This window comes from Exiguobacterium sp. 9-2 (genome assembly GCF_036287235.1).
GTDB lineage: Bacteria > Bacillota > Bacilli > Exiguobacteriales > Exiguobacteriaceae > Exiguobacterium_A.
In genome coordinates, this window is sequence record NZ_CP142850.1 from 973,077 (window position 1) to 990,355 (window position 17,279).

19 protein-coding genes are annotated in these 17,279 nt (G+C 48.1%); 13 read left to right on the plus strand and 6 right to left on the minus strand.

Annotated features, from left to right (window positions below):
- Positions 1–277 precede the first annotated feature (277 nt).
- From fadH to VJ374_RS05020, 3 genes are all read right to left on the minus strand, one after another.
- Complete coding sequence (gene fadH, locus VJ374_RS05010) at positions 278–1,042, minus strand: 2,4-dienoyl-CoA reductase (protein WP_329470381.1); 765 nt, start codon at positions 1,040–1,042, stop codon at positions 278–280.
- 84 nt (positions 1,043–1,126) lie between these two features.
- Positions 1,127–2,062 carry a manganese-dependent inorganic pyrophosphatase gene (locus VJ374_RS05015; RefSeq protein ID WP_035409025.1) on the minus strand — a complete coding sequence of 312 codons (936 nt, stop codon included), beginning with the start codon at positions 2,060–2,062 and terminating at the stop codon, positions 1,127–1,129.
- Positions 2,063–2,119: 57 nt separating this feature from the next.
- Positions 2,120–3,196 carry an N-acetylglucosaminidase gene (locus VJ374_RS05020; protein WP_329470383.1) on the minus strand — a complete coding sequence of 359 codons (1,077 nt, stop codon included), beginning with the start codon at positions 3,194–3,196 and terminating at the stop codon, positions 2,120–2,122.
- An 86-nt stretch (positions 3,197–3,282) separates the two neighbouring features.
- Here VJ374_RS05020 and VJ374_RS05025 point away from each other — a divergent pair, with 86 nt between their 5' ends.
- Positions 3,283–4,236, plus strand: a complete 954-nt coding sequence (locus tag VJ374_RS05025) for an aromatic acid exporter family protein (protein ID WP_035409021.1) — start codon at positions 3,283–3,285, stop codon at positions 4,234–4,236.
- 231 nt (positions 4,237–4,467) lie between these two features.
- Complete coding sequence (locus VJ374_RS05030) at positions 4,468–5,592, plus strand: M20/M25/M40 family metallo-hydrolase (RefSeq protein ID WP_308101204.1); 1,125 nt, start codon at positions 4,468–4,470, stop codon at positions 5,590–5,592.
- 61 nt (positions 5,593–5,653) lie between these two features.
- Here the strand turns inward: VJ374_RS05030 and VJ374_RS05035 are convergent, their stop codons facing one another.
- Entirely contained in the window at positions 5,654–5,833 is a 180-nt protein-coding gene (locus VJ374_RS05035; RefSeq protein WP_023467629.1) for a hypothetical protein, read from the minus strand.
- A 107-nt stretch (positions 5,834–5,940) separates the two neighbouring features.
- Here VJ374_RS05035 and rnz point away from each other — a divergent pair, with 107 nt between their 5' ends.
- From rnz to VJ374_RS05070, 7 genes are read left to right on the plus strand one after another with little or no spacing between them, the layout of a single operon-like run.
- A complete protein-coding gene (rnz, locus tag VJ374_RS05040) occupies positions 5,941–6,846 on the plus strand; it encodes a ribonuclease Z (protein WP_035409018.1) in 906 nt (301 codons plus the stop codon).
- A gap of 3 nt (positions 6,847–6,849) precedes the next feature.
- Entirely contained in the window at positions 6,850–7,746 is an 897-nt protein-coding gene (locus VJ374_RS05045; protein ID WP_035409016.1) for a hypothetical protein, read from the plus strand.
- The gene (locus VJ374_RS05050; RefSeq protein WP_035409014.1) at positions 7,743–8,147 is read left to right on the plus strand and encodes a DUF4430 domain-containing protein; all 405 of its coding nucleotides are present in this window, start codon (positions 7,743–7,745) and stop codon (positions 8,145–8,147) included. The genes VJ374_RS05045 and VJ374_RS05050 overlap by 4 nt, the downstream gene beginning before the upstream one ends.
- A complete protein-coding gene (locus VJ374_RS05055) occupies positions 8,125–8,844 on the plus strand; it encodes a hypothetical protein (protein ID WP_056060308.1) in 720 nt (239 codons plus the stop codon). The genes VJ374_RS05050 and VJ374_RS05055 overlap by 23 nt, the downstream gene beginning before the upstream one ends.
- Positions 8,780–9,733, plus strand: a complete 954-nt coding sequence (locus VJ374_RS05060; RefSeq protein WP_329470389.1) for an ATP-binding cassette domain-containing protein — start codon at positions 8,780–8,782, stop codon at positions 9,731–9,733. Before VJ374_RS05055 ends, VJ374_RS05060 begins: the two co-directional genes overlap by 65 nt.
- Positions 9,730–10,293, plus strand: coding sequence for an ECF transporter S component (locus VJ374_RS05065; RefSeq protein ID WP_329470390.1), 564 nt, complete (start codon positions 9,730–9,732; stop codon positions 10,291–10,293). The genes VJ374_RS05060 and VJ374_RS05065 overlap by 4 nt, the downstream gene beginning before the upstream one ends.
- Before the next feature lie 27 nt (positions 10,294–10,320).
- A complete protein-coding gene (locus VJ374_RS05070; protein WP_056060317.1) occupies positions 10,321–10,692 on the plus strand; it encodes a hypothetical protein in 372 nt (123 codons plus the stop codon).
- 42 nt (positions 10,693–10,734) lie between these two features.
- Here VJ374_RS05070 and VJ374_RS05075 read toward each other — a convergent pair whose 3' ends face one another.
- Positions 10,735–11,550 (minus strand): SDR family NAD(P)-dependent oxidoreductase, encoded by an 816-nt coding sequence (locus tag VJ374_RS05075; protein WP_056060320.1) that lies wholly within the window; start codon positions 11,548–11,550, stop codon positions 10,735–10,737.
- A gap of 145 nt (positions 11,551–11,695) precedes the next feature.
- Here VJ374_RS05075 and VJ374_RS05080 point away from each other — a divergent pair, with 145 nt between their 5' ends.
- On the plus strand, positions 11,696–13,156 hold the full coding sequence (locus VJ374_RS05080; protein ID WP_329470392.1) for an MDR family MFS transporter: 1,461 nt from the start codon (positions 11,696–11,698) through the stop codon (positions 13,154–13,156).
- 43 nt (positions 13,157–13,199) lie between these two features.
- Here VJ374_RS05080 and VJ374_RS05085 read toward each other — a convergent pair whose 3' ends face one another.
- Positions 13,200–14,099, minus strand: a complete 900-nt coding sequence (locus VJ374_RS05085; protein ID WP_329470393.1) for a DMT family transporter — start codon at positions 14,097–14,099, stop codon at positions 13,200–13,202.
- 44 nt (positions 14,100–14,143) lie between these two features.
- Here VJ374_RS05085 and VJ374_RS05090 point away from each other — a divergent pair, with 44 nt between their 5' ends.
- The 3 genes from VJ374_RS05090 (at position 14,144) to VJ374_RS05100 (ending at position 17,198) form a co-directional block, all read left to right on the plus strand.
- The gene (locus VJ374_RS05090) at positions 14,144–16,261 is read left to right on the plus strand and encodes a DNA topoisomerase III (protein WP_329470394.1); all 2,118 of its coding nucleotides are present in this window, start codon (positions 14,144–14,146) and stop codon (positions 16,259–16,261) included.
- Positions 16,261–16,680, plus strand: a complete 420-nt coding sequence (locus VJ374_RS05095; RefSeq protein ID WP_056060333.1) for a hypothetical protein — start codon at positions 16,261–16,263, stop codon at positions 16,678–16,680. Before VJ374_RS05090 ends, VJ374_RS05095 begins: the two co-directional genes overlap by 1 nt.
- 71 nt (positions 16,681–16,751) lie before the next feature.
- Positions 16,752–17,198: a hypothetical protein gene (locus tag VJ374_RS05100; protein ID WP_290786364.1), complete on the plus strand. Its 447-nt coding sequence runs from the start codon at positions 16,752–16,754 to the stop codon at positions 17,196–17,198.
- Positions 17,199–17,279 lie beyond the last annotated feature (81 nt).

Below are 17,279 nucleotides of genomic sequence, written 5' to 3' on the forward strand. Positions count from 1 at the left end.
TTTCTACCTGTTCTAGATAATTCATAAACATAGCGAAAAGAAAGAAAAATAGTTCGAGACGAATGTAAGGGGCTGACTCCAAAAAAGAATGCCGCGTCTTTTCACGCTCTTTCCTCAGGCGAGACACAAGCTAGTTTTCCTGCTTCATTCAAGCAGGAAAGCAGATCTTGTTCGTCTCTGACAGTGCAAAAATGCGCTTTTTCCTGTAGGAGTGGCGTGAAACGCGTCATTCTTATCTTTGTGGAGAATGACTTCTTAAGTCATTAAATCTCAATCATCAGAATGGTTGTTTATTTAACCAATGACCACCGTCAAGAGCGATGCATTCTCCGTTCAAGTAGCAGGCTTGATCTGATACCATCCAGGTTGCAAGCGTCGCGATCTCTTCCGGTGTTCCAAATCGACCGAGTGGGACGTTGCGGCGAATTCGTTCCGCGTGTTCTGGTGATAAAGCAAGTTTATCAGCACCACCCGTCCGTTCGATCGGCCCCGGACTGATCGCGTTGACACGGGCTTGATATTTATAGCCCCATTCGACGGCAAGCGTCCGCGTCAAGTTCAGCACGCCGGCTTTTGCAGCAGCACTCGGAGCGACACCGGCACCTGCCTGCCATGCATAAGAAGCGACGATATTGACGATTTGACCGCCAGCGACTTGATCTTCCTGCCAACCCTTGACAAGAGCGTGACAGCAGTTAAATGTTCCGTTGAGGACGATATCGATGACCGTCTTCCATCCATTCGGCGATAATTCGTCGGTCGGACAGATGAAGTTCCCGGCAGCATTGTTGATTAATGCCTCGAGACGACCGAACCGTTCGCGTGCTTGCTTGACAGCATCAAGACAAGCGTCCGCGTCACGGACATCCATCTGAATCGTCAGATGCTCGCCTTGAATCTGTTCCAATGCTTCATCCATCAGTCGCAAGCGTTCTGCGTCACGTCCTGTGACGACGACATTCCAGCCAGCTTCCTTTAAAGCGATTGCCATCGCTTTTCCCATACCGTTCGTTCCACCCGTCACCATGATTGTTTGTGTCATATTGATTCCTCCTTTATGTAATGAATGAACGACCATTCATATTCTTTATTCAAAAAAGAAGGAGCGAACTCCTTCTTTTTTTACTTATTGTGTTGCAAGAGCTGTATCTGTTAAAACAGGAACGACTTGTTTCTTACGTGAAACGACACCTTCGAGGTAGACGAGGTTGTTCGTCGCTTCAAGACCATAAGCACGTTCGACGAGATTCGCTTCTTTCCCGAGGACGAGTCCGACTGAGTTGTTCGTCAAGATATCCGTAACGATGAAGACGAACAAATCAAGACCTTTTGCAAGGATGACTTCGTTGATCGCTGTTTCGAGTTCTTCTTGGCGAAGCAAGACTTCAGCTGTATCGACCGTGTTGACTTGAGCGATTTCGACTTTGAGTGTTCCCATCGTGAATTCTTTTGCGTCAAGTGAGATCAATTCAGGAACGGTTTTCTTCGAGAGATCAGCTCCAGCTTTGAGCATCTCAAGACCATAGACGTTCGCATCGACACCGGCGATTTCTGCGAGTTCACGAGCTGCGATGATATCTTGCTCTGTGCAAGTCGGTGATTTGAACAGAAGCGAGTCAGAAATGATCGCTGATAGCATCAGACCAGCGATTTCTGGTTTGATTGCAACACCATGCTCTTTGTAGAGCTTGTTAAGGATCGTTGCTGTACAACCGACTGGTTCTGCCCGGTAATAGACAGGATCCGATGTCTCGAAGTTTGCGATTCGGTGATGGTCGATGACTTCTGTTACGGTAACAGCGTCGATATCGTTCGCACTTTGCTGACGTTCGTTGTGGTCGACTAAGATGACGTGTGACGCTTCTGTCGCGACCTCTGTCACTAGACGTGGTGCTGAAACTTTGAACGTATCGAGCGCGAATAACGTTTCATCATTCATCTCACCAAGACGGATTGCTTCGGCATTGACACCGAGAGCTTTCTTTAATTCTGCATAAGCGATTGCCGATGTGATCGTATCGGTATCAGGATTTTTATGACCAAATACTAAAACTTTTTCCATGACGTGTTCACTCCTCAATGATTGTTGTCTCGCCCTATAGTGTATCATATCTCGGATTTAGAAGGCGTTCATTTTCACTAGGATACCAGCGATTTTTTCACTCCAGAAGGGGTCTGACGCGTAAAAGACGTTCATGCCTTTTTGTTTGTTCCCGAGGTACGCCCCACGGAAATAACGACCATCCCGATCGAGATAATCTTTTGCGATGAATCGGCCGGTCTGCTCGATTGAATCCGTCAAGGATTTATAAGCAGTCGCATCTTCTCCCGGGGCAGAATCCGTCGCATTGACGCCGAATAGATTATTTTTTTCGCGGGCAATCTCAGACCGTCCATAGTTGGATTCGTGGATGGCGTGTGCAAGCAGGTAGGCCGCGTTGACCCGGTATTTCTTTTCAACGGACTTAAAGACTTTTCCTTTCCCGACCAAAGGGCTGTCCGGCGCTTGCTCCTTGATGAACGCATCGAGTTGTTTGGCACTCAGGCGCGTCGGTTTCGTCAAATCACGTGTCAGTGTCTTCGATTCGACGTATTTGCTCGTCCGAGACGTCGCGTTCGTCGCTTCACCAGCGACAATCAATCCACCAAGTCCACCGTCAGCAACGATGTAGTGAAGGAGTCGATTTCCCTTCGTCTGATAGTACGACGGATTCGAGACACGTTCTGCCGGGAACGGACGTAAGCGATCCGTTGGAACATAACCAGTTGCGCCTGCGACGCTGACGCGACTCGTCTGTTCACCGAACTGAAGCAATTGGACGCGTGTGCCGGAAGCGACATAGGTAAGCCGTTTCTTTAAATCGGCGTCATGATGAATCGACAGAATACCGCGATCATCGACGATTCCGGTACCTTGTCCACCGAGATAGACGTAGCGGTCATCGGAAGCGCGCTTTACCGCACCACGCTGACCCGCATACTCCTTTGCCTCGGCGAACGTTTGGAAGTCTTGTTCGTTGATTGTACCTTTCTCATAACGCTCAGCTGTATAAGGAGCCGGTGGGGATAAAACTGTCTTCGGTTCCTCACGAAGCCAAAAGAACAAGAGAATGCCGATGAGGAAAAAGAAGAGTAACCCTTTCAGTGAGCTAGTCCGGCGCACGGGGCGACCAGGACGGATAGTGCGTGTCGTCAAAGAAAATCACGTCCTTTAAAAAGCAATGGACATTCGTGTCCAACGTAGGTAGTCTAACAAAGAAAAACAAAAGGGAGGTGAACCTGATGCAAATCGGTTATCGAACGCTGAAGACGGCAGTCGCTGCCGCGCTCGCGATGTGGATTGCGGAGCGACTTAAGCTCGATTATTACGTCTTCGCTGCGATCATTGCGATCTTGAGTATCCAATCGACACGAAAGAAGACGTTTCGGTCGTCTTACGAACGGATCATGGCGTCATTACTTGCCATCGTACTTGGATTCATTCTGTTCGAAGTCATCGGTTATCGTCCGGTTACGTTATTGATCTATTTCATTTTATTCCTTCCATCCGTTCAACGCCTCCGACTTCAGGACGGTTTCATCACGAGTGTCGTCATACTGACACATTTGTATACGGAACGTCAGCTCAACGCACACATCCTGTTGAATGAATCCTTATTGCTCGGAATTGGTGTTGGTGTCGGAATGCTTGTCAACATGTACATGCCAAGTCTTGATTTGTTGATCGACGACCGACGGGAAAAAATTGATCAACGGATCGCGTCCTTATTCTATGAAGTCGCGGCCGCGATCGAGACAGGGCGAGTCAATCATCATGCGTTGACGCTTGACGAGACGGAACGTCTGTTACATGAGGGAAAAGATGCTGCCTTAAAACGTATGGGGAATGCGATCGGTCGACGTAATGACGATGAGGACTATGCCTATTTCCGGATGCGCGAACAACAATTCGAGCTCCTACGTGGCATCGTCCATCATGCGGAGGAACTTGTTCTCGTCGTCGAAGAAGGAAAAAAAGTCGCCGCCTTCTTTCGGACGATTGGCGACAATGTCCGACCTGAAGCCGACGCAATGGTATACATTTTAGAACTAGAAGCGCTATTGACGCGTTTTCGTGCCTCTGCCTTACCCGTCACGCGGGAGGAGTTCGAGGTTCGATCTGCCTTGTTGCATATGCTGCAGGAAGCAGAGCAATATTTGCGTCTCAAACAACGCTACGTCAATCAAAAGAAATAGAACATCGTTGAAGCGAATGTTCCGAGTAGGAAAATCGCTAAGATTCCGATCGTCGTCCATTTAATGATCCGTTGTTGTTTCGATGGTCTTGCCATATCGTCATGTCCTCCTCTCTCATATCGACTGATTACTGCCATTGTACAAACAACCTTTCAGAAGTGCAAATGGCTGTCAGGATGGTATACTAATAAAGCGCTATTGGATTGAAGTATATTAGAGGAGGTTTTTGTCATGGTCAATGAACAACGCGTATTGGATACGTTTTTAGAGCTTGTCCAGATCGATTCGGAATCAAAAGAGGAAGCACGGATTTGTGCTCACTTGAAAAAAACGTTTGAGGATCTCGGATGTGACGTTTTTGAGGATGACGCTTCGTCTAAGACGGAACACAAAGGAAATAACTTGATCGTCACGCTTCCGGCAACAAAAGACGGGGTCGATAAAATTTATTTCACTTCCCATATGGATACAGTATTCCCGGGTCAAGGAATCAAACCAATCATCGAGGACGGTTATGTCAAGACGGACGGCACGACGATTCTTGGAGCAGATGATAAAACGGGACTCGCTTCACTAATTGAACTCGTTCATGTACTCAATGAGACAAATCAACCACACGGAAAAATCCAGTTCGTCATTACAGTCGGTGAAGAATCTGGACTTGTTGGGGCGATGGTCCTTGATTCATCGAAAATTGATGCGGATTACGGTTTCGCACTCGATTCAGACGGAAAAGTAGGGGACATCATCACCGCTGCTCCAACCCAAGCAAAAGTCAATGCGAAGATTTTTGGAAAAACAGCTCACGCTGGTGTCGCACCAGAAAAAGGGGTCTCGGCGATTACGATTGCTTCAAAAGCCATCGCGAAGATGCCACTCGGTCGGATTGATGAAGAGACGACAGCTAACATCGGACGGTTCAGCGGTGGTGGTCCATCAACGAACATCGTTTGTGATTATGTAGAAATTTTCGCGGAAGCACGTTCACTTGTTGCTCCGAAGATGGAAGCGCAGACTGAGAAGATGAAAGCGGCATTTGAAGAAGCAGCGGCAGAACTCGGTGGTCGTGCCGAAGTGGAAGTCAAAGTCATGTACCCAGGCTTCAAGTTCGAAGATGGAGATCAAGTTGTCGAAGTCGCAAAAGCAGCCATCACACAACTTGGACGTACACCACGTCTCTTGCATTCTGGTGGCGGATCAGATGCCAATGTCATCGCTGGTTTCGGTATTCCAACGGTCAACTTGGCGGTCGGATATGAAGATATCCATACGACGAATGAGAAGATGCCAATCGAAGAACTCGTCAAAACAGCTGAACTTTGTGTGACGTTAGTCGATTACATCACGAACAAATAAGCTGATGGAACACAAAAAGAGTGTATCGCGACATTGCGATACACTCTTTATCATTGTACGATTAAACTACTTGAGGACGATCCACATATTCCATAGACTCTAAAACGAGTTCTTCTGTACATAATAAGGTCGAAGCGATTTCATCGATTTGAATCGACTTTCCGTATTTTTGCCGATAACTCTCGTTTAGTTTACGGGCTTCCCGGACGATCCGGGCATATGTCCGTTCAATCTTAGTCATGGAAAAACCACCTTCCAAATCTGAATAGGTACAGTTTACCATGCTTCAACACACGAAAGGTGTATTTTGTGTATAAAAAATGCTAATTTTACGAAAAGGGGAAAAAGATGGAATTTTATTTTTTAGGGACAGGAGCCGGTATGCCGTCAAAACAACGGAACGTTACTTCGATTGCCTTGTTACACCCCAAAATGACCTGGTTGTTCGATTGTGGAGAGGCGACGCAACATCAAATCTTACACAGTCCGATTAAACCACGAAAAGTCAACGCGATCTTCATCACCCATTTACATGGGGATCATATTTTTGGATTACCAGGATTTATCAGTACGCGAGCTGCCTTAGAAGGAACGACACCGCTAACGATCTATGGACCGACAGGGATTAAGGAATGGATGGACGCGACATTAAGGATTACAGGAACATATTTACGTTATCCACTCCAGATCGTTGAAGTCGAAGATGGTCAAACATACGAACAAGATGGTTTCCGCGTGACGGTGCGGTCACTTGAGCACCGTTTTCCGGCGTTCGGGTACCGCCTAGAAGGACCAGAAGAGCGTGGGGCATTGCGTGTCGATGCACTGAAGGCACTTGGAGTTCCTTCCGGTCCACTCTATCGCCGAATCACACTGGAAGAAACCTTTGAATTCGATGGCACGGTCTACGCATCGTCTGACTTTTTAGAATCTCCCAAACCAGGTGTCAAGCTAGCGGTTCTTGGCGATACGATGCCGTGCGCGGCGTCGATAGAGCTCGCGCGAGATGTCGATGTATTAGTCCATGAAGCGACGTTTGCCGATCGAGAAGTCGAACATGCGGGACGCTTCGGTCACTCGACTGCTCGACAGGCAGCTGTCATCGCGGATACGGCGCAGGTAAAAAAGCTCCTCTTGACGCACGTATCTGCGCGTTATGTCGATCAAGAAGAAGTACTGGAACAAGAGGCACGAGAAGTATTTGCAAACAGCCATCTCATGTTTGATCACCGGGTCGTCCCGGTCAAAGGGTAAAAGATGGACTTTCTCATTTTATGGGCACTCTTTTTACTGGCTGCTAGTGGCTTAGCGTTTTTACTTGAACGGCGAACGGAAAAAGAAACATACTTGTATATGAAGTTCATTTTTTATGCGTGTCTCGGCGCCGTGTCGTTTCCAGTCTATGATATTCAATTACCGCTCGGCATCATCATCTTTTTGATCGTGTTGCATCCGAAAAAGAATTCACGTTATAAACGATACATGGCATTATTCGGGTTCTTGTTCTTCCTGTTTCAACTGTTCCTCGGACCGTTTGATGCCGGAACGTTGCGGGAAGAAACTCAACAGATTGGTCGCGTGACCATCACGGATGATTCGTTCGATCGCTTTCTCGCACAAGTCGAACGCCGTGTAGGAGAAGACGGATTACGGTTGGAACAAAGCCAGCTAATGTTCGATCGAGGCGGGAATCTACGGAATGCTTCGTTTGAGATGCTCGTCCAAACTCCGAAACGGTTCATTCGTTATGATGTCAGTTATCAAGAGTTGACCGGAACGATTTCCTATCGACCACGTGAAGAGTTGGCGACGAAATCATTGATATCGTATTATCAAAAACTGATTGATGCGAACCAATCGTTTGAGACGTTACGAAAACTCTCGATGCATGAGATCTTACATGATTCCAAAACCCCCTATGTCGAGATGGACCTCGATGGGCTCTACGAAACGTTTAGTCTACAGGATGCGACAGTATTTTTGATTGATGACAAAGGGAAACTTATCCCGTATGTTAATACAGGGGACGATGTTTTAGCGAATGCGATTCGTCTGACCTATCTGCGGTCTGACGGTCAATCACTACGAGATAAAACCATTCTGTTATACAATTACAGCTTTGAGACCTCAAGGCGAAAAGGAGTCGTACGATGAAAAAATGGTTATTTGCTGCAAGTATCGTGTTACTTGCCGGTTGCGCAGAAGCAAAAGAGGAACAACAAACAGCGTCTTGTGAGACCGAAGTCAAGGTGTCGGTCGTGGATCACGTCAAGGATAAGACATTATTCGATAAAGACGTGTGTTTAAATAAAAAAGATACAGCACTGGATGCGCTTGAAGATACAACGCTTGATGTCGTTAAAACAGGTAAAGGTGAGATGGCATATGTAACGGCAGTCGATGGGATTCGTGAAAAGTCAGCTGGAGCAGGGAGTGGCTGGGTCTTCGGTGTCAACGGAAAACCCGGGGAAGTCGGTGCCGGGAGTTATGAACTGAAAAAAGGAGACCGTCTCGAATGGCGGTTTGAAAAAGATGCAATGGCTTATTTTGAGTAAACCAGAACGGGAGCGACTTCACCCAGTGAACGTCGCTCTCTTTTTCATCGGGATGATTACGATTCCATTCGTCCTCACACACGATCAAACGATCATCGTGGTCTATCATCTACTCTTGTTCTTATTCGTTCAAGAGCGGACTATTTTTCGATATCTCTTACTTCCTGCTCTCTATGCCGTCATGATGTGTGTACCACTCTTATATGGAGCAAGCATCGATTCGTTTGCCATATATGAAACGACGATCCAGGTGACATTATTCGTCACCTCAAGTCAATGGATCTTCACGTTAGTTCGACTTGATCAGATGGGACCGTTGTTTCGTCTCCTACCCCGACTAACACGATTGACGGGTATGGTCCTGGCACTAATTCCCTCGTTTTTACGGACTTGGCCGGAGGTTAAGATGAGTCATCCTGATGCGTCGCTTGGCATTCGTCTGGAACGGATGGCGGCCTATCATATCATCCCGATCGAAGCGGCACCGTCTCGTTTACGACCGTTCGCGCGACGAGATGTTCAGACCGGAGTCCTGCTAACAATGGGAGTCCTGCTTTGTTTCACATCATGGGCAATCGCTTCGGCTCTGTTGCTACCAATATCATTATTAGTTACAAAGGGAGGAATGCGGGATGCCTATCATGTATACCGACAACGATCGAGAAGAGCGACTGCGACATCAGGCAATCGAGCATGATCAATCAGTCTTGACACCAGAGCGCCTCCTACATGGACGTGTCCGGGACTTGCTTGCGACCGTCTCCTTGTTTCGAGCCGGAGAACTCGCGACCTTACTTGGCTTAGAAGCCTTTTTTGAAGCGGAGTCGAGTGAACTTTCGGCTGGGGAACAACAGCTCGTCGGACTCGGTCATGCCTTGTCTTCGTCACCGAAGACACTTTTTTTGTCGGAACCTTTTCTCTTTCTTGATCATGTCAGACGCAAGCGATTAATGGGATTGCTTGAAGAAATCGAACGACGGTTTGGTTGTCAGATCCATTGTTCGATGACGATCCAATCCGACCTCTCGCTGACGAGTGAATCGGCTGAAACAACTGGACGTTTCCTGAACCAAATCGAAAACGTTCAACATCGTTATCCGTTGCAGACACGCTATGCACTGGTGACAGGGAAATTGTCATTTCATCAAGGCGAACGGATTGCGATCGTCGGTGCGAACGGGAGTGGAAAGTCGACGCTACTACGTCTCGCACTCGGTGTCGAACGCCCGCTTTACGGAAAAGTTCGGCGGGCGGGAGAGATGCATTATGTACCAGCGCATCCGATGCTCGCACCATTAGACGATCGAAGCGGTAGTTTTACGACGCAAAAAAAACGTCTCTTGGACGGTATTGAATGGAGTAAAGACAGCTATTACTTTGATGAACCGACGGCTGGACTTGATGACAGCGCACGAATGGATTTTGTCGCATCGTGGAAGCAGAATCCAACGAATCTTATCGTTATGGCGACGCATGATCCAGTTCTAATTCGGACAGCACAGCGGATCATCTATCTCGTGCACGGAGAAGTGGCTTTCGATGGACCAACGAAGCACTTTTTACAAGAAAGTCGGTTGTTCGTATGATCGTCGTAACGGTTCTGATCGTTTCTTTGTTCTTGATCATGTTTGAGAGACTTCAGGTGACAGATCAACGATTACGGTTCATCGCTATCATGACGGCAGCGGCAATCGTTGGACGTTTGTTGTTTTCCAGTTTGCCGAACATTCAGCCAGCAACGGCCATCGTCTTATTAGTAGCCGTCTTCGTTCATCCAATCGCCGGTGCTATCTCTGGGATGCTCGTCGTCGTATTGACGAGTTTATTTTTAGGAAGCGGTCCATTCGTCCTATTTCAGGCACTGGCGTATGCAACGATTGCCAGTCTAGGATTCATTCCGTTTCTTCGATCCCGAATCGTATTGACTGGATATGGATTTCTAGCTGGTTTCTTATATGGATGGGTGAGCAATCTCGGGTTCTTGGTATTGACGGGATTCTCGTGGCAAGCCTTTTTGACATTACTTGTGACCGGGGGAACGTTTGACTTACTTCATGGATTCAGTAACGCGGTATTCATCTGGATATTGTTTCCGATTTTTTTACGAATTTTGCATTCATTCGATGAAAAGAGGGGTACAGTATAGTAACATACCGAACAGGAGGGAAGGCATATGCTGGGATCATCGATTTCGCTTGCTTATGTCGTCATGTTACTCATCGTCTCGAGCGTCGGCTTAGTGTTTGGTAGTATTTTGTTGATGAAAGGTACCATTAGAGGACGCTACGCCGCTTGTTACTTACTCGCTGCCTCCGTTTTCCCGGGCGCCATGTTGATTACCTCATCAGAAGGATTACAATGGCAATATTTACGATTCGAGAGTTCATGGTTCCTCGCGATTGTTTCCTGGTTACTCGTCTTATCGACGGGGTACCTCGTCTCAATCACGGGTGCGCTCGTCGTTCGTTATCTGTATCATTATACGATGACATTTGATCGCGTCAAACGTTATGTGACGCGACGCTTTCGTCATCGCGAAGCGTAAATACAAAAACGGAAGAACCAGCTATCTGGCTCTTCCGTTTTTTCATGAATTCGCGTACAGGAGATCTTCTTCTGTCGAGGATTCTTGCTGACGTGCAGGATTTTGGATTCGTCCTGTTACTTCCGTTAGGAGACGACGCGGCAGGAGACGAGACAAGGAAACCATGGCCCGGTTGCTTACACCTGGAACGACGACGCGGCGTCCTTTGAGCATGCCACGGTACCCAGCGAATGCGACGAGGTGTGACGGCATACTCTTGAACGGTAGCGTGATGTTCGCCCGGTCGAAGAAGTTCGTATCGGTCGGTCCCGGGCAGAGACAAGTCACACTGACACCCGAGCCGTCGACTTCTGTCGCAAGTGCTTCCGAGAACGACAGGACATAGGCTTTCGTTGCATAGTAGACACTCATGTATGGTCCTGGCATGAAGGCAGCAACGGATGCGACATTCAAGATGCGTCCGAAGCCACGTTCAACCATTCCTGGTAAGAGACGTTTCGTCAAATCCGTCAAGGCGACGACGTTGACCTGGATCGAGTTAATGTCTTCTGTTGGATCGATTTCCGCAAAGCGTCCCGACGTGGCGAAGCCGGCATTATTGAACAATAGATCGACCGTCAATTCTTGTTCCTCTAAGTATTGCACGAGACGATCAACGCTGTCGCTTAGTGATAAATCAGCAGCGAATACATAGACTTTGATCTGATAGCGTTTTTCAAGGACCTGTTGAAGCTCCTTCAATTTTTTCTCATTGCGGGCAACGAGTACACAATCGAAGCCATCTCGCGCCGCGAGAACAGCGAGATCCAGTCCGATTCCACCCGATGCACCGGTAATCAGTGCCGTTTTTCGTAACATAGGACATTCCTCCATTCGAAATCGTGAATCTGAGTCTAGTGTATACCATTCCATACCGTTCCCGCGAATCCTGTTTCATAAGCATTTACTTTTCTTATCACTGGTTCAACCAGTATGATAGAACAGTAGAGGGGAAGTGGAACAAATGAGGAAAAAAGTAACCGTCGCCTTGTTGCTCGCGACGTTTTTAGCCGCGATTGAGGGGACGATCGTTGCAACAGCAACACCTGTCATGGCGAGTGAATTGAACGGGGCGAAATTAGTCAGTTGGATCTTTGCTGGGTTCTTGTTGTTCATGGCGGTATCAACACCGATTTACGGCAAGATGGCAGATTTATATGGTCGAAAACGGGTTCTGTTATTCGGGATCGGCGTCTTCACCGTCGCTTCGTTAGCCTGTGGACTCGCTCAATCGATGGAGATGTTGATCGTTTTCCGCGCCGTTCAAGGAATCGGGGCAGGAGCTGTATTGCCGATCGCGATGACGATCATCGGTGATTTGTATACATATGAGGAGCGGGGGAAAATCCAAGGAGTGCTCAGCGCTGTCTGGGGAATCTCAGGTGTCGCTGGACCACTCGTCGGTGGATTCCTCGTCGAATCGCTTTCGTGGCGGTATATTTTCTTACTAAACGTACCGTTTGCCTTATTGTCGTTCTTCATGATCGTCGTTTACTACAAAGAGACGGTCCGTGAAACAGAGCGGAAAATCGATTACCGGGGTGCGTTATTGTTTGCGCTCGGGATGAGTGCGTTTCTGTACGGCTTATTATCGGGCAGTGAGTCGGAGACGTTCTTGCGGCCGATCATTCTAGCGAGCTTTTTCATTAGTTTCGTATTATTGTTCACGTTCTATCGGGTCGAGAAAAAGGCGAGCGATCCACTCTTGCCACCAGCAGTCATTCGCCATCCGGTCATTCTCGTGATCAACTTAGCGGTCTTCTTTTCCGCATGGGTACTCGTCTCGATGTCAGCGTATATTCCGATTTTTGCCCAAGGGGTACTCGGCAAGAGTCCGACCGAAGCTGGTTTCATGTTGATGCCACTGTCGCTTTTTTGGACGCTGACCGCCATTATCGGTGGACGGACGATTGGTGTCGCCTCACCCCGGTATCGGACGATGACAGGAATGGGACTGCTGATCGTCGGTACAGTGATTTTATCGTTGATCACGCGCGAAACAAGTGATGTTTTCATCTATCTTGCCGTTTCGCTGATCGGAATTGGTTTTGGTCTCTCACAACCCGTCTTCATGGTCGTCCTGCAGACTTCCGTCGATTGGTCACTTCGTGGCTCAGCGACGGCCGTCAACTCGTTCTTGAGTACGACGGGACAGACGCTCGGTGTTGCGATCTTCGGTACGATCTTCAACCTATCCATCCTTCGTTCGTTTTCAGCGTCGGACACGCTCTCAGGGTACGCGATTGATCCATTTTTCCAATCGAGTACGGCAAAAACGTTCGGACAGGATGTGCAGTATGCGGCAGAACTCGCGTTGTCGCATGGATTACGTTACGTCTTCATCGGTGGTGTTCTCTGTGCCATTCTCGCGTTTGTGATGACATGGCGTTTACCGAAAGTTCGACCTGACGATCCACGATCGTAATGAAAAAGCGAACCAGGATGATCATCATCCTGGTTCGCTTTTGTCATGAGGAAGATTGACTAGTGGCACTTTCACGCTGGGCGAGCTGTTCACGAATATCACGTTCATTGCGTCGGAGGAACAATCCAATTCCAATCAAGAGTAAAGCAGCACCGGTGATTTGAATCCATGTTAACTTCTCATTAAACAGATAATACCCAAAGATCATGCCCCAAATCGCTTCGCCAAGGATCGTGATGCTGACGATGCTAGCGCTGACACGAGCGAGCGCCCAGTTGAATAAATTGTGACCGAGTAGCGTTGGGAAGACGGCAAGAAGAATATACAGCCACCAATCCTGTTGAAACGCAGCGACGAGATTCGTTGATTGAATCAACGATAATAAAAGCAGAACGATCGACGCCACGGCATAGACACCGAACGAATAGAGATTCGTCGAAACGCTTGTGCGGACGTGTTGACCGAGCAACCAGTAACCAGCGACTAAAATCGTTGCGAGTAAGGCAAGACCGTCCCCGATCAAGGCGCGCATGCCGACGGCGATATCTCCGTAAGCGACGAGACCGCCACCGAACAAGGCGACAGCGACGAACAGGAGTGCCTTGCGCGACGGGTGTTGTTTGAAAAATAACGCGTTACCGGCAAGGACAAAAATCGGACTTGCGGTCACGAAGAGCGTTGAGCTCGCAACTGTCGTATAATCAAGAGAGAGAAACCACAGCCAAAAATGCCCGGCGAGCAAAATGCCACTTAATAGCATATGCCGAATCGTCGACGAACTGAGTTGCAAAAGTTCCTTCAAGCGAATGAGTGGGAGCAACAATAAGGTCGAGAACAGCATGCGGTAAAAGGCGACAGCCTCGATCGGGGTCTCCGCCCATTTGACGAAGATTGCTGATGTTGAAATAAAGAATAAAGCCATGAATAACGTAAAATAGGGCATGGGTACCTCCACATGTCTGAAGTAAGGAAATGAGGGTGAAGCGTGTGCAATTGATCATTGCTGAAAAACCAAAACAAGCTGAAAAACTGGCAGCTCCGTATCCGTCTGTGAAGCGGGACGGCTACATCGAAATCAAACCGTGTGACCGATTTCCGCAAGGGGCAAAACTCGCCTACGCGGTTGGACATTTATGCGAACTGCAGGAGCCGGCGCATTATGACGCCAAGTGGAAACGATGGAACTATGACCATTTGCCAATTATCCCGGAACGATTTGATTACCGACTGGCAAAAGGTAAAAGTAAACCGTACCAAGTCATCAAAAAATTATTGAATGAGCGGACGACGACTTCCATCATTATAGCATCGGATGCCGAGCGAGAGGGAGAGGCAATCGTCCGATTGATCTTACGTCTCGCGAACAACGCAAAACCGTTGCAACGACTCTGGATTTCGAGTCTGACGCCTCAAGCCGTTGACCATGGGTTTGCGAACCTGCTCGATGGAAAGGAAACGGAGAACATTTTTCATGAGGCGATGAGTCGCGCTTGCGCCGATTGGCTGATCGGGATGAATGCGTCACGTGCCTATACGACGTTACTGAAAAAGAAGGGCATCGCTGATGTCTTTTCCCTCGGACGGGTCCAGACACCGACACTCGCACTGATCGTCGAACGGGAAAAACAAATCGAGAATTTCCAACCGGAGACGTATTATGAAGTCGAAGCGGATTTTACGCGATACAAAGGGAAATACATCAATGCGAAGAAACAGACGAAGCTGAGTGACCGGGAACAGGCACAAGCGATCGTGAATCGGACAAAAGGAACCGGCATCGTCGCATCAATCGAGAAAAAGCGGCAGACGGAACGTCCACCGTTTTGGTTCAGTTTGTCGCTCTTACAAACAGAAGCGAGCCGACGGTTTGGTCTCGGTGCAAAAGAGACGCTCGATATCGCGCAAAAACTCTATATCCGTGGTTGGATCAGTTATCCGCGAACGGACTCGTCGTTCGTGACGAAAGAGGAGGCGGGACAGTTCCCAGTCATTCTTGATCGATTACTGAAGCAAGCAGAGTATAGCCCGATCAAGGATGTCCTGACGAACAATCCAGCTAACGATAAACGCTACGTCAATTCGGCAAAGGTCAGCGATCACTATGCGATCATTCCAACAGAAGAGGCGGGTGCCGTTGCCAAGCTCTCGGGACGAGATGCGCAAGTCTATGACTTGATTGTCCGTCGATTCCTTGCCGCCTTTGCACCGGACGCTGTCTCGGAGAAGACAGAAATCGTAACGACACGCGAGATGGACCGCTTTTTGACACGTGGCAGTCGGACGATTGATCCGGGCTTTAAACAGGTCTTACAAATCGAATCGAAGGAAGTCGAATTGCCAGCCGTCGAACAAGGACAAGAGATGCCGATCAAAGGCTGTCGTCTGCTTGAGAAACAAACGGAGCCACCGAAACGTTATACAGAAGGGACACTCATCCTCGGTATGAAAACAGCCGGTAAGTTGCTTGAAGATGAGCTGCAAGCGATCATGAAGGAAGTCGAGGGACTCGGGACGGAAGCAACTCGTGCCGGGATTATCGACGGACTAAAACGGCGGGAATACATCAAACTCGTCAAAAAAGAGATTCATCCGACACCAAAAGGGCGGATATTGATCGATGCCGTGACGGGGAGTATTCTTGCTTCGCCAGAGATGACAGCGAAGTGGGAGAGCCGGCTAGAGCAGATCGGTAAAGGTGAAGCGTCTGCTGCCCAGTTCATCGAACAGGCGAAAAAATTGTCGGAGCATCTCGTTATCGATGCGAAACAACGAATCGAACAACTCGCCGTTGATCCGACGCAAGTCAAAAGTAAGTCACCGCGAGGAGCGACGAATCGTCCGATCGGTCCGTGCCCACTGTGTCAATCAGCGGTGCTTGATCGTGGGAAGTTCTATGGCTGCAGTGGCTATCAAAAGAACAACTGTGGCTTTACGTTACCGAAAACGATCCTTGGTGCCAAATTGACGCAAACGGAAGTCAAAAAGGTACTCGCAGGTCAAAAAACGAAGCCACTCGAGATGAAGAAGAATGCCCGCCAGTTCAAGGCGATGCTTTATCTCGAACGCGATCAATTAAAATTTGAATTCACGAAAGGGGAAGACTGATGCAATACGAACTGATTCAAAATCAAACGTTTCGTCCTGTCTTTGAACGACTTTTACAGGAAGGGCACCGCTTAACGGTCTGGTTTCCGGATCATATTGAGGTGCAGTCAGCAGAAGGACTCGTCGAAGAAGCAGAAGAACTATTCGGTGTGACAGCAGAAGTCATCGATGATCCACAATCATTCGGGAAGCATATCCTCCTCCCATACTTGACGGAAGTCGAGCACCGGGAAGATGGATTCATCCGCTATGAAGCTGAACTGACGGAGGAGTTACGCCAACTCGTGCGCGAATTGACGTTACCGATGTTGACGGAGGGCGACTTCGAAGTGTTGTATTCGTATCAAATCGAGACGAAGACGGAACGTTTCTTCGTTGAAGACTGGTTCCAAGCCGAATTACAAAAACTACCTAACTAGGTGAAACTTTCTTGAACAGGATAACGTAGGATAAGTGATTGTTATTATTCTATTCATTTGGAGGGCTCATCATGTTCACAGTAGCATTCATGGAAAGCGAACTGGGAGGCGACGGCTTCTTTTCAGGTATGCCGATTTTCATGGTCGGATTTTTCGTTCTCATCATCGGTTTCATTCTGTTCGGAGTCATCTCTGCAGCCTCAAAGGGAATTTCGACGAATTCATTGACGCAACAACTGCGCGAGCATGCGGCGCGTCTTGTCAGTCCAGTGGAATCAGATGCACTGAACTACGTCGCTTACTTAGAAACGCTAACAAGTTTTCCGGTCGAAAAGACGAACCTTGAACCGTTACGGATTGCGACGGGTATTTTAAGGCTCATTCAAGGAGCAGATCAGATTTCCGAAACGACTGAAAAACAAGTCTTAGCCCAGTATTTACGACTTGGCATTTTGGATGCGGATCATTTAGCGGATGAACAGCCAGTTCGGAGCCATAGTCACCACCATCATCATTGAAAAAGAGTCCTGCAGGGCTCTTTTTTTGTTGAAAACGATTGAATCGTGACATCTAATTGTCATATACAACGATTTAGATTA